Genomic DNA, 22,365 nt, shown 5'->3' on the forward strand with positions numbered 1-22,365 from the left:
TCACCGGATTTCCGCGAACAGCGTCAGGTCGTCGCCGACGCGGATGCGGCAGTCCGGCCCGAAGGAGCAGGAGGACTCCCGTTCCTCGAAGACGGCAGGCCCGGTGAGTTCCGTGCCCGGCCGCAGCCGGTAGCGGTCCCACACGGTGGCCCGCACCCGGCCGTGGCCGGGGAAGTGCACCTCCCGCTCGCCCCGCCGGGGGTCGCCGTCGGCGGGTGCGCACCCCAGCCCGACGTCGTGGCCGGGCAGGTCCGCGGTCAGGCGCCAGTCGACGACCTCGACGGGCCCGTCGAGCGTCCGCCCGAACGCCTCGCGGTACGCCACTTCGAAGGCCTCCCGGAGATCACCGCCTTCGGGCAGGCCGACCTCGAGCGCGGCGCCCTGGCCGAGGTAGCGCAGGTCGGCGGACCGGCGCAGGCGCACCCCGGGGCCGAGTACCGCGGCCGCCTGCTCCGCCATCTCGCCGTAGAGGGCGGCCACCCGCGTCCAGTCCACTTCGGACAGTGGCGACGGCAGGCTGCGGGCCAGGTCCACCGTCGGCGCGGCGACGAGGAACCCGTAGGCGGACATCACGCCCGCGCGCATCGGCACGATCACCCGCCGGATCTTCAGCTGCTTCGCCAGGCCGTAGGCGTGCACCGGGCCCGCGCCGCCGAACGCCACCAGCGCGAACCCGGCCGGGTCCCGGCCGTGCTCGGCCAGGTGCATCCGGGCGGCCGCGGCCATGCTCGCCGTCGCGACCTCGACGATGCCGGCGGCCGCGCCGGTCTCGTCGAGCCCCAGCGGGTCGCCGACGTCCCTGGCCACCGCCTTGCGGGCTTCGGCGCCGCGCAGCCGCAGCTCGCCGCCGAGGAACGCGTCCGGGTCGAGGTAGCCGAGCACGACGTCGGCGTCGGTGACCGTCGGCTGCTCGCCACCGCGGCCGTAGGCGACCGGCCCCGGCACCGACCCGGCGCTGCGCGGCCCGACCTTGAGCAGCCCCAGCGGGTCGGGCGCGGCGATCGACCCGCCGCCCGAGCCGATCTCGATCAGGTCGACGACGGTCAGCTTGACCGGCAGTCCCGAGCCGGGCTTGAACTTGTCGACGCGGCCCGCCTCGAACTCGTGCTTGCGCCGCGGCTCGCCGCCGCTGACGATGGCGATCTTGGCCGTGGTGCCGCCCATGTCGAACGAGAGGACGTCCGGCTCGCCGGCCCGGCGGGCCACCGCGGCGGCGGCGATCGCCCCGGCCGCGGGACCGGATTCGAGCGGGCGGACGGGGAACGCCTTGGCGTCCTCGACGGTGGTGACCCCGCCGCCGGAGAGCATGATGTGCAGCGGTGCGTCGATCCCCAGCGTGGTCAGGTCGGCCCGCAGCGCGTCGAGGTAGTGCGCCACCAGCGGCTGGACGTAGGCGTTGAGGCACGCCGTGCTCGCCCGCTCGTACTCGCCGATGACCGGGGTGACCGCGCTGGAGAGCGTCACCGGCAGGCCCGGGTGAGCCCGCGCGAGCAGCTCGCGCACCCGGCGTTCGTGCCGGTCGTCGCGGTAGGCGTGCAGCAGCGCGACGGCCACCGCTTCGACGCCGTGCGCCAGCAGGTCCGCCACCTGCGCCAGCACGGCGTCTTCGTCGAGGGGTGTCAGCTCGGTGCCGTCGGCGGTGAGCCGGCCCGGCACGCCGCGGCACAGGTGGCGCGGCACCAGCGGCGGCGCCGGGCGGGCGTGCAGGTCGGTCGGGTCGAAGCGGATCTCGCGGGCCATCTCCAGTGCGTCGCGGAAGCCATCGGTGGTGAGCAGGCCGACGACCGCGCCGGTGCGTTCGAGCAGCGTGTTCGTCACCAGCGTGGTGCCGTGGACGACGCCCGCGACGTCGCCGGGGTCCGTTCCGGTCTCGGCCAGCAGCCGGGTGATGCCCGCGGTGATCGCGTCGTGCGGCGCGTGCGGGGTGGTGGGCAGCTTGCCGGGCCAGGTCAGGCCGCGGGCGGGGTCGTGCAGCAGCAGGTCGGTGAACGTGCCGCCGACGTCGACGCCGATCCGGGCGGTGCGGCTCATCGGCCCGCCTCCGGTGCGCCGTAGCCGCCGCCACCGGCGAACGAGATGACGACCGAAGCGCCGGGGGCCAGCTGCGAGATCGACTTGAGCGGGACGCGGTCGCCGTTGTCCAGCACGACCTTGGCCGTGGCACCCGGCCCGCCGCCGTCGACGCCGAGCGCCGGGTGCCGTTCGCGGTCGCCGAGCAGCACCAGCTGCACCGGGCGGCTGGTCGGGTTGTGCACTTCGATGTCCTGGCCGAGCCCGCCGCGCCGGCGTCCCGCGCCGCCGGATCCTTCGCGCAGCTCCTTGCGGACGAACCGCAGCGGGGACGCGGCTTCCATCGCCTCGACGCTGCCGCTGCCGGAGTTGGTCGGGAACGCCGTCGTCGAGAGGCCGTCCTGGTCCTTCGAGGCGCCCATCCCGGCGTTGGCGAAGAGCATCTGCGCGAACGGGCGGCCGGCGTCGTCGACCCCGGCGAAGCGGACGCGCAGGGCAGGCGCTCCCCCGCTGTCGGCGATGACCCGGTCCGGCAGCACCGGCGCGAGCGCGCGGTAGATCGCGCAGGAGAGCAGGTGCCCGGTCAGGTGCCGCGCGACGACCGGTGCCGGGAACCGCGGGTTGACGATCGTGCCTTCGGGCGCGGTCACGGTGATCGCGCGGTAGGAGCCCCAGTTGGTGCGCGTGGCCGGGTCGAGCAGGATCTTCAGCGGGTACACCGAGTACGCGCGGGTGTAGTTCAGCGTCGAGTTGGTGGCGAACGGGACCTGCGGCGAGGTTCCGGTGTAGTCGATCGCGATCGTGTCGCCGCTGACGGTGACCGTGCACTCGATGTGCGTGGGGTGGCCTTCGACGCCGTCCGCGTCGACACCCGCGCGGTAGACGCCGTCGGGCAGCTCGCGGATCGCCGCGCGCGTCGCCGCCTCGGTCATCGCGTGCACCTGGCCGGCGAAGTCGTCGAAGCCGTCCTCGCCGAAGTCCTCGAGGAACTTCTGGGCGCGCCTGCGGCAGACGGCGTGCGCGGCGGCCTGGGCTTCGAGGTCGCCCCACAGCTCGCCGGCGAGGCGGACGTTGGCCAGCAGGAGGTCCTTGACGCCCCGCTCGACGCGGCCCGCGCGGAACAGCCGGACCGGCGGGATCAGCAGGCCCTCGGACATCAGGTCGGTGGCGGCGAGCGACGGCGTCCCGCCGATGTCCGGGGAATGCGCCGCGGTGCCGGTGAAGCCGACGAGTGCGCCGCGGTGGAAGACCGGCGCGAGCATGGCGATGTCGGGCAGGTGGCCGGTCGCGATCCACGGGTCGTTGGTGATGACGACGTCGCCGTCCTGCCACTCCTGGGCCGGGAACCGCTGCAGCACCAGCGAAGTCAGCGAACTCATCAAGGCGGCGAAGCCGGGGATGCCGGCCCGTGACTCGGCCATCGTGCGGCCGCGGCGGTCCATCAGCACGACGGTGTAGTCGTTGGATTCGCGGATGATCGTCGAGAACGCGGTGCGCAGCATGGTCGACGCGGCTTCGTCGGTCGCCGCGGCGAGCCGGTCCCAGCGGACCTCCAGGCCGATCGGGTCGACGCTCACGCGAGCACCCGCTCGGCGATGGCCTTCCCGAGCCCCTCCGTCGTCCCCGTTCCGCCGAGGTCGGGCGTGCGCACGTCCGGCTGCTCGTCGAGCACGCTCTCGATGGCCGCGACGACCCGCGCGGCGGCCTCCGGCTCGCCGAGGTGGTCGAGCATCATCGCCCCGCTCCAGATCTGCCCGACCGGGTTGGCGATCCCGCGTCCGGCGATGTCGGGGGCCGACCCGTGGACCGGCTCGAAGAGGCTCGGCCAGGTGCGGTCCGGGTTGATGTTGGCGCTCGGGGCGATCCCGATCGTGCCGGTGCACGCGGGCCCGAGGTCGGAGAGGATGTCGCCGAAGAGGTTGCTGGCCACGACGACGTCGTAGTTCTCCGGGCTCAGCACGAACTTCGCCGCCAGGATGTCGATGTGGTCCTTGTCCGCCGTGACGTCCGGGTACCGGGCGGCCATTGCGGCCGCGCGTTCGTCCCAGTAGGGCATCGAGATCGAGATGCCGTTGCTCTTGGTCGCCCACGTCAGGTGCTTGCGGGGCCGGGTGGCGGCGAGGTCGAAGGCGTAGCGCAGCACCCGGTCGACGCCGGTGCGGGTCATCACCGTCTCCTGCAGCACCGTCTCGCGGTCGGTGCCCTCGAAGATCCGGCCGCCGATGCTGGAGTACTCGCCCTCGGTGTTCTCCCGCACGACGAGGAAGTCGATGTCGCCGGGTTCGCGGTCACGCAGCGGGGCGCGCACGCCCCGCAGCAGCCGGACCGGCCGCAGGTTGACGTACTGGTCGAAACCGCGGCGGAACTTGAGCAGGCTGCCCCACAGCGACACGTGGTCGGGCACCACCGCGGGCCACCCGACCGCGCCGAAGTAGATCGCGTCGAAGCCGGCCAGCACGTCGTGCCAGTCCGGGGGGAGCATCTCGCCGTGCTCCAGCCAGTATTCGGCGGAGGCGAAGCCGAATTCGGCCGTCTCCAGTTCGAAGCCGTGGACGGCGGCCGCGGCCCGCAGGCAGCGCAGGCCTTCCGGGACGACCTCGCGCCCGATGCCGTCGCCGGGGACGACCGCGATGCGGTGGGTCACGCAACCTCCTCGAAGCCGGGTCCCTCCACTGTGGGCGGTGGCACCGGCGCCTGGCAAGAACGCGCGCGGCAACCTATCCTTTCTCCTGTGGAAAGACTGGACGACCTCGGCTTCTTCCACGTCGTCGCGGTCAGCGAGACGCTCACGGCCGCCGCGCGCGAGCTCGACGTCTCGCTGCCGGTGGTCAGCAAGCGCCTGAAGGCACTGGAACGCCGCCTCGACGTCCGCCTGGTCCACCGCGGCGCGCGCCGGCTCACGCTGACGTCCGAAGGACGGCTCTACGCCGCCCGCGTCGAAGCCATCCTCGATCAGGTCCGCGAGCTCGACGACCTGGTCAGCCACTCGTCCGGCGAGTTGCGCGGCTCGATCGTCGTCCAGGCGACGCTCGGGCTGGGCCGCGCGCACGTCGCCCCGCTCATCGGCGAGTTCGCCGCCCGCCACCCGCAGGTGCGGATCCAGCTGCGCACGTCGGCCCTGCCGCTGCGGCCCCACCGGCGCGAGTTCGACCTCGCCGTGCACGTCGGCACGCCACCGGATTCCACGCTGCGGATGCGCCGGCTGGCCCGCAACCGCCGGGTCCCGTGCGCCGCACCGTCCTATGTGGAGCGGCGCGGCGCGCCGGAGCGGATCGAGGACCTGACCGCCCACGACTGCATCGTGCTGCGCGAGAACGAGGGCGACTTCGCCGTGTGGCGCTTCGGCAGCACGACGAAACCCCGTCAGGTCCGGGTCCGCGGCACCCTGTCGAGCAACGACGGCGACATCGTGACCGACTGGGCATTGCAGGGCCGCGGGATCGTGATGCGCTCGGAGTGGCAGGTCCGGTCCCACCTGGACAGTGGCGCACTGGTCCGGCTCCTGCCCGGCGTGCCCACCCCACCGGCCGATATTCACGCTTTGCTGGCCGACGACGTCCACGTGCCGAGGCGCACCGAGGAGCTGATCGCCTACCTGGCCGCCCGCCTCCCGGAGCGGCTTTCTCCGTCGTGAAAGTGACTCACTGCACGGGAACGGCCGGGGTTTCGAGGAGGCTCCGATCACCGTCGAGGCCGTGGGCCAGCGCGGCCGCCACGTCGTCGTGGGGCGTCCCCAGCGGGACCGCGCCCACCTCCGTCAGCCACCGGTGGTGCTCGTCGGCGAGTTCGACGTCCAGTGCGGCGAGGTACCCCTGCAGGTGGGCCGGGGTGCGCGGGCCCACGATCGGGACCATCGCCGTCCGGGCCTCGGCGGCGCGGCGGCGAAGCCAGGCCAAGGCGACCTGGACCGGGCCGGTCCCGGTCTTCCCGGCGACGTCGAGGACCGCGTCCAGCACCGCGGACCGCCCGGCGTCCGGTGCCCGGCCGCTGAGCCGCCCCTGCTCGCCGCGCCGGTACTTGCCGGTCAGCAGGCCGCCGGCCAGCGGCGAGTACAGGACGACGCCGAGCCCGTGCGCCTCGGCCATCGGGAGGAGCTCCCGCTCCGCGGACCGCTCGGCCAGGCTGTATTCGGTCTGGATGCCGGCGAGCACCGGGTACCCGCCCAGCTCCGACCGGACCGCGGCACCGGCGACCCGCCAGGCCGGGAAGTTCGAGAGCCCGCCGTAGCGGATCTTGCCCGCGCGGATCAGGTCCTCGAAGCCCGCCAGGATCTCGGCCACCGGCGTCACGCCGTCGGGGAAGTGCGGCATGAAGACGTCGACGTAACCGGTCTTCAAGCGGCGCAGGCTGTCCTCCAGGGAGCGGATCATCGTCTTGCGGCTGTTGCCGGTGGCGCCCGCCCGGACCGCACGCCTGCTCCCGCTGTACTTGGTGATCAGCACGAAGTCGTCGCGCTCGCGGCCGAGGAGTTCGCCGAGGACGGTCTCGGCTTCGCCGTCCTGGTAGATGTTCGAGACGTCGAACGTGGTGCCCCCGGCCGCGACGAACGACTCGAAGATCGCCTTCGCGCCCGCCACCCCCGCGGCCGTGGGTGCCGAGCCGAAGTTGGCCGTGCCGAGCACGTACTCGGAGATCCGCACCCCGCTGTGTCGCCCGAAAGCCTGGTAGCGCACGTGAAAGCCTCCTCGAGCCGGTATGGTGGCGACGTTAGCACAAAAAACGAATGGTCGTTCTTTTATGCCGAGAGTCACCCAGGCCCACCTCGACGCCCGCCGCCGCCAGATCCTCGACGCGGCCCGCGCCCGCTTCGCCACGCACGGCTTCGCCCGGACGTCCATGACCGACCTCGTCGAAGCCTCCGGCCTGTCCATCGGGGCGATCTACCGGTACTTCAAGAGCAAGGACGAGATCGTCGCGGCCATCTGCGAACAGTCGACCCAGGCGCTGCCCGCCGAGCTGACCGCCGCGTCGGTGCGCGAGTTCGTCGGGCACATCCGCACACTGGCCCATGCGGAGGACCACGCCCGGCTGGTCGCGCAGATCTACGCCGAAGCCGCCGTGTCCCCGCCGCTCGCGGACCTCGTCCACCGGCAGCTCGACGACCTGCGCGCCGAGGTCGCCGCGCTGCTGCCCGGCCGCGAGCCCGCCGACGCGGCCCGGATCGCCGAAGCCTTCGTGGCCCTCTGCCACGGCTACACCCAGCAGCTCGCCGTCCGCGGCGACGTCGACCCCGCCCCCTTCACCTCGGCGCTGGTGGCGATCATCGAGTCGTGACCGGAGCCACCCGAAGGGGATTGCCGGAACCGGGCTCCGGCGAGCTAAGCTGCGGTCGTGCCCCTCACCGTCCGCTTCGCCCGTGGCCGCCGGCCGCGTGGCTGCCAGGCGCCCGCGCGGCGCGTGCGCGGACGCCGGGTGCGGTACGCGATCGGCTCCGAGGCGGGCCAGGTCGACGGGATGCGATGGCACCGCGTGCCGCGCGTCGCAAGGGATCACTGAGGACAGCGTGATCCCGCGCGTTCGTGCGCTCCGGTGATCCCCGACCAGCCACGAATCACCCGGGACGTCCCCGGGTCAGGAGCACTGCCACCATGGACTTCTTCTTCCCGGCCGCGCCGGGACACTTTCCCGACGCCAAGGGCTACTTCGGCGCCTTCGGCGGCCAGTTCGTCCCGCAGGCGCTCGTCGCCGCCGTCGACCAGGTCGCGGCCGAATACGAACGGGCGAAGGCGGATCCCGCCTTCGTCGCCCGGTTCGAGGACCTGCTCGCCCACTACGTCGGCCGCCCCAGCGCGCTCACCGAGGTGCCGCGCTTCGCCGCGCACGCCGGGGGCGCCCGCGTCTTCCTCAAGCGCGAAGACCTCAACCACACCGGCTCGCACAAGGTGAACAACGCGCTCGGCCAGGCGTTGCTCGCGCAGCGGATGGGCAAGACCCGCGTCATCGCCGAGACCGGCGCCGGATCGCACGGCGTCGCGACCGCCACCGCCTGTGCGCTGACCGGCCTCGCCTGCACCGTCTACATGGGAGAGACGGACATCCGCCGCCAGGCGGTCAACGTGGCGCGGATGGAACTGCTCGGCGCCGAGGTGGTGCCGGTGACGTCGGGGTCGCGCACGCTCAAGGACGCCATCAACGAGACGTTCCGCGACTGGGTCGCCCACGTCGAGGACACGCACTACCTGTTCGGCACGGTCGCCGGGCCGCACCCGTTCCCCGCCATGATCCGCGACTTCCAGCGCGTCATCGGCGTCGAAGCCCGCCGCCAGCTCCTCGAGCGGACCGGACGCCTTCCCGACGCCGCAATCGCTTGCGTCGGCGGCGGATCCAACGCGATCGGCCTGTTCCACGCGTTCCTCGACGACCCCGGCGTACGTCTGATCGGCTGCGAAGCCGCCGGACACGGGGTCGACAGCGGGGAGCACGCGGCGTCGCTGTCGGCGGGCGAACCGGGTGTCCTGCACGGCTCCCGCTCGTACGTCCTGCAGGACGACGAAGGGCAGATCCGCGAAGCGTGGTCGATCTCGGCCGGGCTCGACTACCCCGGCGTCGGCCCGGAACACGCGCACCTGCACGACTCCGGCCGCGCCGCCTACCGCCCGGTCACCGACGACGAAGCCATGACCGCGTTCCGCCTGCTCGCCACGACCGAGGGGATCGTCCCCGCGATCGAAAGCGCGCACGCACTCGCCGGGGCCTTGCAGGTCGGCGCCGAACTCGGCCCGGACGCCCTCCTGCTGGTGAACCTCTCCGGCCGCGGCGACAAGGACATGGACACCGCGGCGGTCCACTTCGGACTGGAGGGTGCGCGATGAGCCTGCGGCTGCTCACCGAGACCCTCGCCGGGACGAAGGCGGCCGGCCGGGCCGCGCTCGTCAGCTACCTGCCCGCCGGGTTCCCCACGGTCGACGGCGGGATCGCGGCGCTGCGGGCCACCCTCGACGCCGGCGCGGACATCGTCGAAGTCGGCTTGCCGCACAGCGACCCGGTGCTGGACGGCCCGGTCATCCAGACCGCCGACGACCGCGCACTGCGCGGCGGGGTCCGGATCGCCGACGTCCTGCGCACGGTCCGCGACGTTCACGCGGCCACGGGCAAGCCGGTGCTGGTGATGTCGTACTGGAACCCGGTGTCCCGCTACGGCGCCGAGCGGTTCGCGCGCGAGCTGGCCGACGCGGGCGGCTCCGGCTGCGTGCTGCCGGACCTGCCGGTGGCGGAGTCCGCGCCGTGGCGCCGGCACGCCGAGGAGCACGACCTGGCCACGGTGTTCGTGGTCGCACCGAGCAGCACGGACCGGCAGCTGGCGGACACGGCCGCGGCCGGCACCGGCTTCGTCTACGCGTCGGCGCTGATGGGGGTGACCGGGAAGCGCACATCGGTGGACGAGGCCGCCGCGGTCCTGACGCGCCGGCTGCGCGCGGTCACCGAGCTGCCGGTGTGCGTCGGGATGGGCGTGGCGGACGGGGAGCAGGCTGCCGAGGTCGCGGGGTTCGCCGACGGGGTCATCGTCGGCTCCGCGCTGGTCGAAACGCTCCTCGCCACGGACGACGAGGCCATGGGAAGGGCCGGGCTCGAGCGACTCACCACCCAGCTCGCGGCCGGAGTGCGCACCCGCACCGCATGAGGTGGGCCGGGCCCGCACCGCCGCGGGCCCGGCGCTCGCCGACGCCGCCATCGTCGGCTCGGCCCTGGTCGAAACACTCCTCGCCACGGACGACGAGGCCACCGGCCGGGCCGGGCTCGAGCGACTCACCACCCAGCTCGCGGCCGGAGTGCGCACCCGCACCGCATGAGGTGGGCCGGGCCCGCACCGCCGCGGGCCCGGCGCTCGCCGACGCCGCCATCGTCGGCTCGGCCCTGGTCGAAACACTCCTCGCCACGGACGACGAGGCCACCGGCCGGGCCCGGCTCGCGCGCCGCGTCGCCCGGCTCGCGGCCGGGGGTGCGCCGGGCCCGCGTCACCGTGGGCCCGGCACGCCGCGGGGATGCCGCCGTCCCGCAGCTCACCCCCGTGGCGTCACCCGGCGAGTGCGGCGAAGTCGAACGCCTGCGGCGCCCCGGCGAGGGTCGCCTTCGCTTCGGCACCGAGGCGGTCCAGGATCTCGATCTCGCCGGCCTCCAGCCCGTCGAGCGCCGCTCGGGCGAGGTCGGCCGGGTCGTTCATGACCTCCTCGGGCAGCTCGAGCCCGGCCGCCCGAGCGTAGTCGCGCAGCGTGTCGGTCGCGATCAAGCCGGGGACGAGCGCCGCCACCAAGGTGCCCTGCGGCGCGAGCTCCACCCGGACGCCGTTGGTCAGCCCCCACTGGGCGGACTTCGCCGCGGCGTAGGACGTGTTGCCGTCGACCGTCGTCCACGCCGTGGCCGAGAGGACGTTGAGGATGGCGCCGCCGCCGTTGCGGGCGAGGATCGGGGCGAACGCCCGGATCATGGCCAGGGTGCCGTAGTAGTTCGAGTCCATCACCTGCTTGATCGCGCCGAGATCGCCGGTCGTGAGGTTGCCGCCGGCCGTGAACGCCGCGTTGTTGATCAGGACGTCCACGTCCGTGGCGGCCGCCGCCGCCGCGTCCACGCTCTTCTGGTCGGTGATGTCGAGGCGCAGCACCTCGGCGCCCGGAAGGTCGACCAGCTCGGGCCGGCGTGCGGTGGCGTAGACCTTCGCGCCCCGCCGCAGCAGTTCGTTCGCGAGGTGGTGGCCGAGTCCGCGGTTCGCGCCGGTGACGAGCGCGGTCGCGCCGTGCAGCTTCATCGTGTCCTCCATAAAATGACCGATCGGTCAACTTAAGGCGACGCTACACATAAAATGACCGACGGGTCAAGTTGCTAGGATGACACGGTGCCGCCTGCCACCCGCCGCCCGCGCTCCGACGCGATGCGCAACCGTGAACGCGTCCTGGCCGCGGCCGAGGAGGAGTTCGCCGAACACGGCATCGAGGCGTCGGTCTCGGACATCGCCCGCCGCGCCGGGCTCGCCAAGGGGACCGTCTTCAGCCATTTCGCGACGAAGGAGGAGCTGATCGTCGCGGTCGTGGCGAACCACCTGGCGGAACTGCGGGATGTCGCGGAGCGGCTGGCGAACGCCCCGGACGCCGGCGCGGCCCTGCTGGAGTTCTTGACGGTGGCCGGAGACCGCCGCCGGCAGCGCGACCTGACGTTCCTCCTGTCGGCCAGTGCCGACGACGCCGTGGTCACGGAAATCAGGAACAGCCTGCACGCGGACGTGAGCGCGCTGGTCGACCGGGCGCGTGCCTGCGGCGCCGTCCGCCACGACATCACGGGCACCGACGTGTACCTGCTGATCTGCGCGCCGGTGCACGTCGCCGAGAACCTGCCCGGCGCCCCTGCGGACCTGTGGCTGCGCTACCTGACGATCGTCTTCGACGGCCTCCGCCCGGAGGGCGCCAGCCCGCTGCCCCGTCCGGCACCGGACTGGACGTAGCCGTCCAGTGCCGGCACCCGTTCGGCGCGCAGCGACAGCAGGGCGGAGGCGAACAGCAGCGCGGCGATGAGGAGCGAGACCGCGGTGAGGGCGGCGCCCGACCCGTACGCGCCGGAAACGGCGTAGTAGAGACCGCCGATGACCGCGACCGACAGGGCCGCGCTGATCTGCAGGGTCGCGTTGACCAGGCCGCTGGCCAGGCCGGCGAAGGCACGCGGGATGTGGGTGACCGTGAGGCGGATCAGCGAGGGCAGGGCGAGCCCTTGCCCGAAGCCGATGAGCGCCAGGGGCGCGGCGGTCCACGCCGTGTGACCGAACCCGGCGACGAGGCCGGCGAAGGCGAGGAAGCCGGCGGTCTCCAGGCCCAGGCCGAGTGCGGCGATCCGGCGCCCCATGACCCGCACGAGGTGGGCAACGGTCAGCGGGCCGATGAGGAAACCGATGCCCAGCGGCAGGATGTCCAGGCTCGCCTGCAGCGGCGTGCGGCCGGCCGTCTGCTCGTGTTCGGAGAAGACGAGGAAGAACGCGGCGATCGAGTAGAACAGGGCGACCGCCACGAGCGCGATCCGCACGCCGGGCGCCGTGACCGCTGCGGGTGGCACGAGGGGCGTCACGCGACCGCCGCCGCCGAGCGACGACTCGTAGCGCCAGAACCCGCGCAACAGGATGACGGCGGCGACGATCAGCACGAAGCACCACCACGGCCAGTCCAGGGCGCGCCCCTCGACCAACGGGATGACGATCCCGGCAAGGCCGGCGAAGAGCAGGATGGCGCCGGCCCAGTCCAGCCTTTCCCCGCCCCGGGTGTGCGGGTCGCGCAGGAACAGGCTGCCGAGGAGACCCACGGCCGCGACGGGCAGGTTGATGAGGAAGATCGCCCGCCAGCCCAGGCCCCCGAGGTCGGCGGTGACGAGGAGGCCACCCAGGGATTGGCCGATGACCGCGGCGAGCCCGAGGGTCGCACCGTGGAAGCCGAGGGCGACCGTCTGCTCGCGGCCGTCGAGGCTCGCGCGGATGAGGGCCAGGGACTGCGGCGCCATCAGTGCGGCGGTCAGGCCTTGCAGGACGCGCCCGGCGAGGAGCAGCCAGGGTTCGCCTGCCGAGCCGCACAGCAGCGAGGCTAGGGCGAACCCGACGAGGCCGACGAGGAAAGCGCGCCGCCGCCCGTACAGATCGCCGAGCCGTCCGCCGAGGGTGAGCGTGACGGCGTAGGCGGCGGCGTAGCCGGCCACGATCTGCTGGCCGAGGAGGTCGCCACCGCCGAGGTCGTCTTGGATCGACGGGATGGCGAGGTTGACGACGAAGAAGTCCAGGGGCGGCAGCAGCGTGCCGGCCAGCAGGGTGACCACGCCGACCCACGTCCGGGCCGGGGTGTTCGATGTCGGAGTCATTGCTCGGTCCCGCTTTCGGAGTGAGCGTCACCTTTTTCCAAGGCCTCGTCCTGGTCGCCATGGCCGGAACGGGCTGCCTGCTCGGCGAGACGGCGCAGGAGGACCAGGCCGTCGTGGCCGGCGCTGCCGGGCTCGGCGCTGTAGACGGACAGGTGCTGCCCGGGCGCGCTGGCGACGGCCAGCGTCTCGAAGTGCAGCCGCAGCTCCCCCACCTGCGGGTGCACGAAGTGCTTCACCTCGGTGGTTCGCGGACGCACTTCGTAGCGGGCCCACAGGTTCGCGAACGCCGGGCTGCGCACGGTCAGCTCCCCGACGACCCGCTCGATGTGCGCGTCCCCGGGGAACTGCGAGGAAGACGCCCGCAGGTTGCTCACCGCCAGCCGCGACGCGGCGTCCCAGTCACCGTAGAAGGACCTCGCGTACGGGTCCAGGAAGATCATGCGCAGCAGGTTGTCGTACCGGGCGAACCCGCGGTAGAGCTCCCGCGCCATCGCGTTCGCGGCGAGGACGTCCTGCGCCGCACCGACCAGGAAGGCGGGCACGTCCGCCAGGCCGTCCATCAGCCGGACCAGCTCCGGGGCGACGGTCAGCGACGTGGCCGAGCTCGCCCCGAACACGGGCAGGGCCAGCCGGAACAAGTGCCCCGCGGCGGCGTCGTCCAGCCGCAACGCGCTCGCGATCGACCGAATAACCTGGTCGGAGGGGTGCCGCTCCCGCCCCTGCTCCAGCCGCACGTAGTAGTCGGTACTCACCCCGGCGAGCAGCGCCACCTCATCCCGCCGCAGCCCCGGCACCCGCCGGGGACCGTCGTCGGGCAACCCGACGTCCTGCGCCCGGAGCAGGGCCCGCCGCGCTCGCAGATAGTCACCGAGCTTGTTCTCACTGTCCACACCGCCGACAGTAATGCGGCCCGAATCCCGGAACCTGGGTGCAAGGCACCCAGGTACCCGAGTGCCGGATGTGGGCGGCGGTGCCACCCCGTCCCCGGGGGTGGCACCGCCTGGTGGTGCGACTCAGCCGAACACGAACCAGAAGAACGCCGCCGACGCCTTCTTGCCCGCCGAATCCGTCACCGTCACGGTGACCTGCCGGCTGTCGGCTCGGGTCGGGGTGCCCGAGATGACTCCGGTGGCCGCGTTGAGGCTCAATCCGGGTGACAGTGCGGTCGAGGACCACCGGTACCCGCCGGCACCGCCGGTGGCCTGCAGCGGCAGGTTCACCGCCTGGCCGGTCCGGCTGCTCTGGTTGCCCGGGTTGGCGAGTTGCAGCTCGGCGGGCTGCCCGCCGGTGACCGTCAGGCTGTAGTGCATCGTCTGCGTCGACTTCGCGCTCTTGCCGGAGATCGTGACGTCGTACGTCCCGGCCGGGGTGCTCGCGCTCGTCGAGATCGTGAGCGTCGCGTGGCCGCCCACGTCCACGCTCGCCGGGCTGAACGCCGCCGTCGCGCCCGAAGGCAGGCCGGCCGCGGTCAGCGCGATCGCACCGGACGGCGGCGGGGTGTCGCCGCCGGGCAGGTGCGGAGCGATGTCCACCGCGTACGTCGAGACCCGGGCGTAGACGGCGTACCAGTCACAGCCCGTCGACATCCACGAGAACATGCCCACGACCGAGTTGCCGACCAGGTACGGGCCGCCGCTGTCGCCGACGCAGGCGCCGGCGTGGTGGTCGGCGTACCCCGTGCACAGCATCGCCGGTGTCTTGTACTGCTCCTGCCCGTGCGGGTCGGTGTACCGGCCCCGGCACGCGCTGTCCGCCGCGACCGGGACGTCGGCCTGGCGCAGGACGTTGCTGTAGGTGCTGGCGCCCGTCTCGCCCCAGCCGATGGACAGGCCCTGCGTCCCGGCGGCTTCGAGACTCGGATCGGTGTTGAGCTTCGGGTAGGTGATCCCGGCCGGGACCGGCATGTCCTTGTCGAGGGTGACGACGGCGATGTCGGCGCCCGCGCTCCAGTCCGTGTAGCCCGGGTGCACCCACTGCGAGGCGATTTCGGCGGTGGTGCCGGTGTTCTGCGTCAGGTCGTCGGCGCCGTAGACGAACCACTTGTGGCCGGGCTTCTCCAGCAGGCAGTGCGCGGCCAGCAGCACCGTGTGCGGCCCGAACAACGTGGCCGTGCAGGACTGCTGCCCCGGGAACGCCGAGCCCTCGCGCCGCATCGAGATGATGAACGGGTGCGCGGCCGTCGTGGTCGTGCTGCCGCCCACGACCGACGGCGAAGCGGACGAAGACGCCGTGGCGGCCGCGGTGACCGTAGTGCTCACCGAGCTGCCGGCGGCGACGCTGCCCGAAGACGGCGAGGCGGACAGGCTGAAGTCGCCGGTCGGGGGCGGCGGGGTGTCGCCGCCGCCGACCAGTTTCGCGCTGAGGGCGTCGGCCTTCGGCGAGCCCCAGCCGGTGCACAGGTCGTAGCCGGTGCCCGCGTTGTAGGTGCCGTTGCCGCCGGAGGTGACGTCGTGGAAGGTCGAGGCGTAGTCGGCCGAACCGGCGATCTTGTAGATGTTCGGGTTCAGCTGCCCGAGCCGGGACTTCCCGCTGCCGAGCGACTTCTGGTTCAGCATCGCCACGTACCCGGCCCACAGGGGCGAGGACAGGCTGGTGCCGCCGACGTCCTGCCAGCCGCCGTTCATGTACACCGAAAGCGCGCCGGCGCCGTAGTCGGCCAGCAGCGAGACGTCCGGCACCGAGCGGTACTGGTTGGTTCCCGGCTGCCAGTCCGGGCGCGCGTAGATCTTCGAGTACGCGCCGCCGGAGCGGGTGTTGCCGCTGCTGCCCTGGTTCCAGCACGACTCCGACTGCCAGGTGCCCGCGCTGTCGGAGGTGCGCAGCTGGGTGCCGCCGACGCCGGTGAACAGCGGGTCGCTGGCCGGGTAGTCGGCCTGGACGGTCTTGTTGTCGCCCTGGTAGCCGCAGCCGGTGGCACCCCAGTCGCCGGACGCCGAGAGCAGCGTGACGCCCTGGGCGGCGAGCTGGGTGTAGGAGTCGTGCGAGGCCGCGATCGGATCGGACTCGCAGATCTCGCCGTTGAGCCACGAGCCCGACAGGATGGTGATCTTGTTGTCCGACGCGATCTTCGCCATCTCGTGCACCCACGCCTGGTCGGAGTTGGGCGCGGAGTAGACGATCTGCTTGGCCTTCGGGGCCGTGGCGGCCACGGCCTGGATGTCGAGGGTGACCTCCAGCTGGTCGCTGCCGGGGTTCGGGACGCCGCCGTCGACCTTCACCACCTCCGGCGTGACGGCAGGCTGCTTGAAGTACTGCGTCCAGGCGTCGATGTCCGACTGCTTGAAGGTGTCGAACTCGATCAGCCCGACCGTCTCCCCCGATCCGTCGTACGAGCCGGAAAGCCCGCTCATGCTGTAGGCGGTGCGCAGCTGCGCCGGGGTGTAGCCGCCGGCGGGCCCGGCCGGTCCCGCCGGCGAACCCGCGCGGTGCGCGGCCGGCCGGTTCGTCAGGCCGGTGACGCCGCGGACGACCGACGCGACGTCCGCCGGCACCGCCGCGGGCTCGGTGGCGTTGAAGAAGCGCTCACCCGTGGCCGACCGGAAGCCGGAAAGCGTGGTGGTGAAGGCGCTTTCGACCTGGCCCGGGGTACCCGACGCGGTGACGACCTGGCGGTTGCCCGTGACGTCGACGACCCGGAGTCCCTTGCCCGTCAGGTAGTTCCGCACGAAGTCGACCGCCCCGGCGGTGGGCCCGAACCGTTCGGTGTACTCCGCGGCGCCCAGGTAGTGGTGGTACAGCGGGGATCCCGGGTCGGCGGTCGCAGCGGCGTACCGTTCGGCTCCCGCTGCGTCCCGGGGTTTCAGCGCGACGGACACGGTGAGGTTTCCGGGGATCGCCGAGCCGTCCGGGGTGGCGCCGGCTGGGATGGCGGGAGCGGTGCCCAGCGGCACCAACGGGGGTGGCGCGGCCGCGGCCTGCGGCGGGGAAAAGGCCGTCGTCACCAGGAAGACGGCGGCGAGGAAGGCTGGTTTTCGCATGTGCTGCTCCGGGGAGGTGAGGAGGAATACAGCACCACGGACCGTAAGAACCGGGGTTCCCGATTTGCCAGCAGAAGTGACGGTCACACCGCGCCGGAGCGATATCCGCTGTTCAACGGCCGGTGTTCACAGAATTGCTACCACGCCCATTCGACACCGATGATGCCGGCTCCGACCTCCCGCGCCGCCACGGCCACGACCCTGCGGTCCGTCAGCCGCAGCGGGTGCACCTTCCGGCGCGGGGCCGCGAGATCACGCCGCTCGAAACGTTCGACGCTCCGCGGGACCGTCCGGCCGAACTGCACCTGACAGGTGTACATCGAAGCCGGCCGGGTCAGCCGGCGGTGGTAGCCGAGGGTGGGCAGGCCACGCGAGAAGACGAGTTCGTATTCCACGGCGGCGACGTCTCCGGCGGCCAGCTCCCGGTCGAAGAACAGCTCGGCCACCAGCAGGCCACCATCCACGTCCCTGCGGACCCGGCCCGCGCGGCAGCAGAACACGGCGGCGAAGCGCGGCGGCGGCCGGGTGATGTCCTCGGTCTGGTAGTACACCGGCATCCGCGTGACGCCGTCCGTGGTGGCCTCGGCGACCACCCGCACCCGCAGCAGGCGTTCCCGCTGGTGGTCGTCGACGACGAGTTCGTCGTGCACCGACCGCAGGCGGACGTCGTCCTCCGGCGGGAGCTCGAACTCGAGCGCCGTCTGCCGCACCGACGGCCACAGCCGGCGCCGCTCCAGCAGCGGTGTCCGGCTCCCCTGCCGGAGGCACCGCGGCTGATCCGGTCCGAGCAACGACGTCAGGGCCCCGATGGTCAGCCCGAGCACCTGCTCGAGCTCGACGACCGCGCGCAGCGACGCCTCGCGCTCGGGCTTGGACCGCCCCATCCGCCAGTACACCAAAGCGCTGCGCGAGACCGAGACCCCGCGCGCGGCCAGGTGTTCGCGGACCCGGTCCAGAGTCAGCCCCGCGTCGCTGATCGCGGCGTCGAGGGCCCCGGCGAACGTTTCACGGGACGGCGGCACGGCGCTCACTGTGACGCCCACGGGTCCGGCCGGCCACCGCCGTTCGTCGGAAATCGAGGTCACACCGTGGGAAGGGAGGTCGAGGAGCAGGACTTTCGTCGGTTCCACGAGGTCCTGCTCCTGATCATGCTGGACGGGTGAACCGGCCGTCGCCCGGCTCGTTCGCGGTCACGCTGGACGCCGCGATCGACGAATCCGGGTTGTCTCTCGAACGGCTCCAGCACCACCTCGCCGCCCGCGGGGTGCGGCTCTCGCGCTCGGCGCTGTCCTACTGGCGGCGCGGCCGGTCGCAGCCGGAACGCGACACGTCGATGGTCGCCGTCACGCAGCTGGAATCGGTGCTGGGCCTCGACGCCGGGGCACTGACCTCGCGGCTCGGCCCCAAAGCGCCCCGCGGCCGCTGGCTCGGCGAGCCCGCCTGCCGGATCGAACGCCGCCGGCTGTGGCCGCAGCTGCGGGCCCTCGCCGACGAGCTGAAGCCACCGCCGGACGGCCAGCTGTCCTTCTGGTCGATCCACGACCGCCTGCTGCTCGACGAGCACGGGGCCGAGCGCGCTCTGCAGGTCCGGATGGTCGCCGAAGCCACCGTCGACGGCGTCGACCGGCTGCTGACCTACTACCAGGCCGACTCGGCCCTGACCGCCGATCCCCGCTACCACTACGTCCGCTCGGCGCGGCTGGGACGGGTCTGCGTGGACCGCGCGACCGGGATGGTCGCCGGCGAGCTGCACCTCGCTCACCCGCTCGCGGTGGGCGCGGTGACCGTGGTGGAGTACGAGGTCCGCTTCCCGCCCGGGCCCCCGATCGACCACTACCACCGCCGGTTCACCCGGCCGATCGCGGAATACGTCTGCCAGGTGAGCTTCGGCCCGCGAGTGCCGCGCCACGTCCGTTCCTTCGAGCAGCGGGGGCTGGGCGGACCCGAGCACCCCGGCAGCCCGCTGTCGGCCGGGAGCACGCACGCGGCGACCCTCGCGCTGCGCGACGTCCGTCCCGGCATCTACGGCACCGGGTGGCAGTGGTGACGGCAATTCTGTGAACGGCTGACGCCGACCTGGGCGTTCGTGCCGCCGCCGACCTGTCGTTCACAAAGGCCTGGGCCGGGCGCGATCACGGACTTACCGTGACGGCGCATTCACTCCCCGAACAGGAAGGCCGTCACCATGCGCCGACCGTCCCGTGCCCTGCTCACCCTCGCCGCCGTCGTCGCCTTCGCCGTCAGCGGCACCGCCACCGCGACCGCCGCCCCCCACGCACAGCCGGCGTCGATGGCCGCCGAATTCGGCACGGTCCCCGCCGCGGCGACCGCCACCACCATCGGCGACATCTACCCCGCGAAGTGGCGCAACGTCCCCCAGGACTCCGTGGTCGACGACTGGAACATGTACAACCGCGAGTGCGTTTCCTGGGCCGCCTTCAACATCGCCCGCCACGGCGAGAGCGCGAACAACTACGGCGACGCCAAGTACTGGGACGACAACGCGCGCAACCAGGGCTACCGCGTCGACAACACCCCCACGGTCGGCTCGATCGCCCAGACCGACAACGGCCGCTACGGCCACGTGGCCATCGTGGACAGCATCCACGGCGGCACCATCACGGTCGAGGACTACAACTGGACCGGCGACGGCCACTACCTCGTCCACGACGTCAGCACGTCTTCCTTCCGCTACATCCACTTCTACGACTGACCGGGGCGACCACACCGGGCGGCCCGCCGACATGCACCCGCCGATCGGAGCGGCTCACCCCTCCCCCGCGCTGGCCGGTCGTGATGCGCAGCGTTCCCTGGGCTGCACCTCGCACGGTCCCGCCACCAGCCGGCGGCAGGACCGTGCGGAGCGCGCTCAGCCCACCAGCTGCTCCGCGACCGCGTCGCGGTGTGCGTGGAGCGGCTCGCTCCGTGCCGGGGCGCGCCGTCCGGGTGTCGCTGTCGGCCTTCGAAATCACCCAGGGTCAGGCGAGGGACGGCGCGGAATCCGCGGGCTCCGGCTCGGCCGGGCTCTCCCCCTCGGCCTCGCCGCCGTATCGGGCGTGCAGGTCCTCGACCGCCTCGGCGATCCGGCTCAGCTGGCTCAGCACCGCCTGGTGGGCGGCCCGGATGGCCGCGGCTTCTTCTTCGGCGCGGGAGACGATGAGTTGCGCCTCCCGCCGCGCGGTGCGCTCGGTTTCCTCGCGCGCACTCTCCGCTTCGGCGGCCGTCTTCTCGGCCGCCGACAGGATTTCCTCGCTCTCGCGGCGGGCCTGTTCTTTGATCTCCGCGGCCTCGGATTTCGCGACCTCGAGAATCTTTTCGATCCGCCTGCCCAGCCCGGCGGCACCATCCGGTTCCGCAGCCCGCGGCGCCGGCACCTGGGCCTTGGCCAGCCTGCGCTCGGCGACCCGCCGCGCCTTCTCGTGCCGATCCACGCGCTTCTCGGCCACGCGCACGTATTCGTCCACCTGCCTGCGGTCGTACCCCCGCAGGACGATCGGGAACCGGACGTCGGACTCCGGCGGGGCCTCGGGTTCGGAAACCGTGTTCTCCATGCACCGAGTGTCGGCAAGATCGAGACGACCGGCAATCCGAAAACACCCGTCCACACGCCCGCGGCCCACTTTCGAAGGAATCTCGCCGATCGATGTTTCCGGCGGCGCGAAAGGGTCACCGGCACCAGCGAACCCGAGGGCGCAAGCAGGCCGAGCATTGTCGCCGGAGATCGTATCGCTTATCGTATACGACGCTACCTCCTCCCGACGCTGCGAGGTGACCGTGCCTGCCCCGACGACCCTCATCGCCCGCGACTTCACCGAATTCCGCGCCGCGGTCTCCCACTCCTTCGTGCCGCTGCACGTGACCGCGGGCGGTGACGGGTTCCGCGGCCGGATCCGCTCGTCGGTGGCCGATGACGTGCAGGTTTCCGAGGTCACCGCCTCGCCCCACGTCGTGGAGCGCACGCCGGAGCTGATCGCGCGCGCCGAGCGCCGCTACTACAAGCTGAGCCTGATCCTGGCCGGCACCGGGCTGCTGGTGCAGGACGACCGGCAGGCCGTGCTGCGCCCCGGCGACGTCGCCCTCTACGACACGCACCGGCCGTACTCGCTGGTGTTCGAAGAGGACTTCCGCACCCTCGTCGTGATGTTCCCGCAGCGGCTGATCGACCTGCCCGCCGAGCTGGTCGGGCGGCTGACCGCCGTCCGGATGTCGGGCAAGGAGGGCGTCGGCAACGTCGTCGTGCCGTTCCTCGCCCAGCTCGGTGGCAACCTCGAGCAGCTCGCGGGCCCCGCGGGCGCGCGGCTGGCGCACAGCGCCGTCGACCTGCTGTCCACCCTGGTCGCCACCGAACTGGACCTCGCGCGCGCGAACGCTGACCCGCACCACGAGCTGATGCGCCGCATCCGCGCCCACATCGACGCGAACCTGCAGTCGACCGACCTCACCCCGGCGCGGATCGCCGCCGAGCACTTCATCTCGACCCGCCACCTGCACGGGCTGTTCCAGGAGCAGGGCACCACCGTCTCCGGCTGGATCCGCACCCGGCGGCTCGAGCACTGCCGCCGCGACCTGCTGGACCCGGTGCACGCCGGCCGCCCGGTCGCGGCCATCGCCGCCCGGTGGGGGTTCGTCGACGCCGCGCACTTCAGCCGGGTGTTCAAGAACGCGTTCGGCCGGGCGCCGAGCGAGCTGCGCCGTGAGTTGACCGTCAGCGTCCGGTAGTTGCCCGCCAGCGCGTGACCGCTCGCCCGGACCACGGGGCCGCCCGACGATGAGGCCATGCCCGAAGCCCCCTCCGACGACTGGCGCACCTACGACGAGTTCGCGGCCGGCATCGCCACCTACCGGCTGCCGAACGCCGACCTCACCGGCCGGGACGTCACGATCACCCTCGACGACGGCGAAACCCTCGCGCTGACCTTCAAGGACGCCGGGCACGTCGTGTGCAACGGCGTCGAAGACCCCTACGACGCCGTCGCCGTGCGCGACGACGTCTTCTTCGTGAACCTGCCGCTCACCAGCGTCGACGGCGAAGCGCTCACCGTCGTGTATTCGACGGCCACCCATCGCGCCCTCGCCGTCCGCTCGGTGATCGGCGCCGAGGACGTCGACGGCGTTCCCCGCGTTTCGCAGGACTTCCGGGCGGGAGTCACCGACGGCGGCGAACCGTCCGAGGCCGTGCCCGGGCCGTCGCGCGACCTGATCGGCAAGCGGAACCTCTACCGCTACAGCCCCGACCACCTCTACGAACACGTCTACGTCTCTTCGCAGCGCTACGCCTGGCAGTGCCTGGAAGGCGTGCAGCGCGGCCACGGCGACATGGACCTCTCGACCGTGTGGAAGTTCGCCGACGGCCTGTACCTGTTCTGCTTCCGCGAGTTCCGGATCGCCGTGGCGAGCGTCTGGCTGCACGACCTCGGCTACGCCCTGCGCACCACCGGCGTGTTCCTCGGCCTGACCGGCGACGGGGAATCCGAGCACTCCCGCGCCGGCGGGCACATCTACCCGCTGGGCGCGGTGGCCTACCCCGACGCCCAACCCGTCTGAAGGAGCCACT

Annotated in this window: 21 protein-coding genes; 11 read left to right on the plus strand and 10 right to left on the minus strand. The window is 72.6% G+C overall.

What is annotated here, in order from left to right:
* Genes HUT10_RS07715 through HUT10_RS07725 form a run of 3 tightly spaced genes read right to left on the minus strand, consistent with a single transcriptional unit; the run spans position 1 to position 4,654 of the window.
* Positions 1–2,031 (minus strand): hydantoinase/oxoprolinase family protein, encoded by a 2,031-nt coding sequence (locus tag HUT10_RS07715; RefSeq protein WP_176170535.1) that lies wholly within the window; start codon positions 2,029–2,031, stop codon positions 1–3.
* Entirely contained in the window at positions 2,028–3,587 is a 1,560-nt protein-coding gene (locus HUT10_RS07720) for a hydantoinase B/oxoprolinase family protein (RefSeq protein ID WP_176170536.1), read from the minus strand. The genes HUT10_RS07715 and HUT10_RS07720 overlap by 4 nt, the downstream gene beginning before the upstream one ends.
* A complete protein-coding gene (locus HUT10_RS07725; RefSeq protein ID WP_176170537.1) occupies positions 3,584–4,654 on the minus strand; it encodes a tartrate dehydrogenase in 1,071 nt (356 codons plus the stop codon). Before HUT10_RS07725 ends, HUT10_RS07720 begins: the two co-directional genes overlap by 4 nt.
* Before the next feature lie 87 nt (positions 4,655–4,741).
* Between HUT10_RS07725 and HUT10_RS07730 the strand changes: the two genes are divergently transcribed.
* Positions 4,742–5,644, plus strand: a complete 903-nt coding sequence (locus tag HUT10_RS07730) for a LysR substrate-binding domain-containing protein (RefSeq protein ID WP_176170538.1) — start codon at positions 4,742–4,744, stop codon at positions 5,642–5,644.
* 7 nt (positions 5,645–5,651) lie between these two features.
* Here HUT10_RS07730 and HUT10_RS07735 read toward each other — a convergent pair whose 3' ends face one another.
* On the minus strand, positions 5,652–6,683 hold the full coding sequence (locus tag HUT10_RS07735; protein ID WP_176170539.1) for an aldo/keto reductase: 1,032 nt from the start codon (positions 6,681–6,683) through the stop codon (positions 5,652–5,654).
* Between the two features lie 64 nt (positions 6,684–6,747).
* On the opposite strand from HUT10_RS07735, the gene HUT10_RS07740 reads away from it, so the two are divergent.
* The 5 genes from HUT10_RS07740 to HUT10_RS07755 all read left to right on the plus strand — a co-directional run bounded on the left by HUT10_RS07740 (position 6,748) and on the right by HUT10_RS07755 (position 9,800).
* Positions 6,748–7,284 carry a TetR/AcrR family transcriptional regulator gene (locus HUT10_RS07740; protein ID WP_176170540.1) on the plus strand — a complete coding sequence of 179 codons (537 nt, stop codon included), beginning with the start codon at positions 6,748–6,750 and terminating at the stop codon, positions 7,282–7,284.
* A 57-nt stretch (positions 7,285–7,341) separates the two neighbouring features.
* Entirely contained in the window at positions 7,342–7,506 is a 165-nt protein-coding gene (gene trpM / locus HUT10_RS52105) for a tryptophan biosynthesis modulator TrpM (protein WP_167379939.1), read from the plus strand.
* Between the two features lie 92 nt (positions 7,507–7,598).
* Positions 7,599–8,822, plus strand: coding sequence for a tryptophan synthase subunit beta (gene trpB, locus HUT10_RS07745; RefSeq protein ID WP_176170541.1), 1,224 nt, complete (start codon positions 7,599–7,601; stop codon positions 8,820–8,822).
* Entirely contained in the window at positions 8,819–9,631 is an 813-nt protein-coding gene (gene trpA / locus HUT10_RS07750) for a tryptophan synthase subunit alpha (RefSeq protein ID WP_176170542.1), read from the plus strand. The genes trpB and trpA overlap by 4 nt, the downstream gene beginning before the upstream one ends.
* A 1-nt stretch (position 9,632) precedes the next feature.
* Positions 9,633–9,800, plus strand: coding sequence for a hypothetical protein (locus HUT10_RS07755; RefSeq protein WP_176170543.1), 168 nt, complete (start codon positions 9,633–9,635; stop codon positions 9,798–9,800).
* A 224-nt stretch (positions 9,801–10,024) separates the two neighbouring features.
* Here HUT10_RS07755 and HUT10_RS07760 read toward each other — a convergent pair whose 3' ends face one another.
* On the minus strand, positions 10,025–10,753 hold the full coding sequence (locus HUT10_RS07760) for an SDR family NAD(P)-dependent oxidoreductase (RefSeq protein WP_176170544.1): 729 nt from the start codon (positions 10,751–10,753) through the stop codon (positions 10,025–10,027).
* Positions 10,754–10,840: 87 nt separating this feature from the next.
* Between HUT10_RS07760 and HUT10_RS07765 the strand changes: the two genes are divergently transcribed.
* Positions 10,841–11,443, plus strand: a complete 603-nt coding sequence (locus HUT10_RS07765; protein ID WP_217709554.1) for a TetR/AcrR family transcriptional regulator — start codon at positions 10,841–10,843, stop codon at positions 11,441–11,443.
* Here the strand turns inward: HUT10_RS07765 and HUT10_RS07770 are convergent.
* The 4 genes from HUT10_RS07770 to HUT10_RS07785 all read right to left on the minus strand — a co-directional run bounded on the left by HUT10_RS07770 (position 11,365) and on the right by HUT10_RS07785 (position 17,833).
* The gene (locus HUT10_RS07770) at positions 11,365–12,834 is read right to left on the minus strand and encodes an MFS transporter (RefSeq protein ID WP_254896747.1); all 1,470 of its coding nucleotides are present in this window, start codon (positions 12,832–12,834) and stop codon (positions 11,365–11,367) included. The genes HUT10_RS07765 and HUT10_RS07770 overlap by 79 nt on opposite strands.
* A complete protein-coding gene (locus HUT10_RS07775) occupies positions 12,831–13,724 on the minus strand; it encodes a helix-turn-helix domain-containing protein (RefSeq protein ID WP_176170545.1) in 894 nt (297 codons plus the stop codon). Before HUT10_RS07775 ends, HUT10_RS07770 begins: the two co-directional genes overlap by 4 nt.
* Before the next feature lie 123 nt (positions 13,725–13,847).
* The gene (locus HUT10_RS07780; protein WP_176170546.1) at positions 13,848–16,811 is read right to left on the minus strand and encodes a trypsin-like serine protease; all 2,964 of its coding nucleotides are present in this window, start codon (positions 16,809–16,811) and stop codon (positions 13,848–13,850) included.
* A gap of 137 nt (positions 16,812–16,948) precedes the next feature.
* Positions 16,949–17,833: an XRE family transcriptional regulator gene (locus HUT10_RS07785; RefSeq protein ID WP_176170547.1), complete on the minus strand. Its 885-nt coding sequence runs from the start codon at positions 17,831–17,833 to the stop codon at positions 16,949–16,951.
* A gap of 137 nt (positions 17,834–17,970) precedes the next feature.
* Here HUT10_RS07785 and HUT10_RS07790 point away from each other — a divergent pair, with 137 nt between their 5' ends.
* Both HUT10_RS07790 and HUT10_RS07795 read left to right on the plus strand, forming a co-directional pair.
* Positions 17,971–18,858 carry an XRE family transcriptional regulator gene (locus tag HUT10_RS07790; protein ID WP_176170548.1) on the plus strand — a complete coding sequence of 296 codons (888 nt, stop codon included), beginning with the start codon at positions 17,971–17,973 and terminating at the stop codon, positions 18,856–18,858.
* A gap of 138 nt (positions 18,859–18,996) precedes the next feature.
* On the plus strand, positions 18,997–19,524 hold the full coding sequence (locus tag HUT10_RS07795; protein WP_176170549.1) for a CHAP domain-containing protein: 528 nt from the start codon (positions 18,997–18,999) through the stop codon (positions 19,522–19,524).
* A gap of 265 nt (positions 19,525–19,789) precedes the next feature.
* Here HUT10_RS07795 and HUT10_RS07800 read toward each other — a convergent pair whose 3' ends face one another.
* On the minus strand, positions 19,790–20,362 hold the full coding sequence (locus HUT10_RS07800) for a hypothetical protein (RefSeq protein ID WP_176170550.1): 573 nt from the start codon (positions 20,360–20,362) through the stop codon (positions 19,790–19,792).
* Positions 20,363–20,585: 223 nt separating this feature from the next.
* On the opposite strand from HUT10_RS07800, the gene HUT10_RS07805 reads away from it, so the two are divergent.
* Entirely contained in the window at positions 20,586–21,530 is a 945-nt protein-coding gene (locus HUT10_RS07805) for a helix-turn-helix domain-containing protein (protein ID WP_176170551.1), read from the plus strand.
* 57 nt (positions 21,531–21,587) lie between these two features.
* On the plus strand, positions 21,588–22,355 hold the full coding sequence (locus HUT10_RS07810; RefSeq protein WP_176170552.1) for a MoaF C-terminal domain-containing protein: 768 nt from the start codon (positions 21,588–21,590) through the stop codon (positions 22,353–22,355).
* Positions 22,356–22,365 lie beyond the last annotated feature (10 nt).

This window comes from Amycolatopsis sp. Hca4 (assembly GCF_013364075.1).
GTDB lineage: Bacteria > Actinomycetota > Actinomycetes > Mycobacteriales > Pseudonocardiaceae > Amycolatopsis.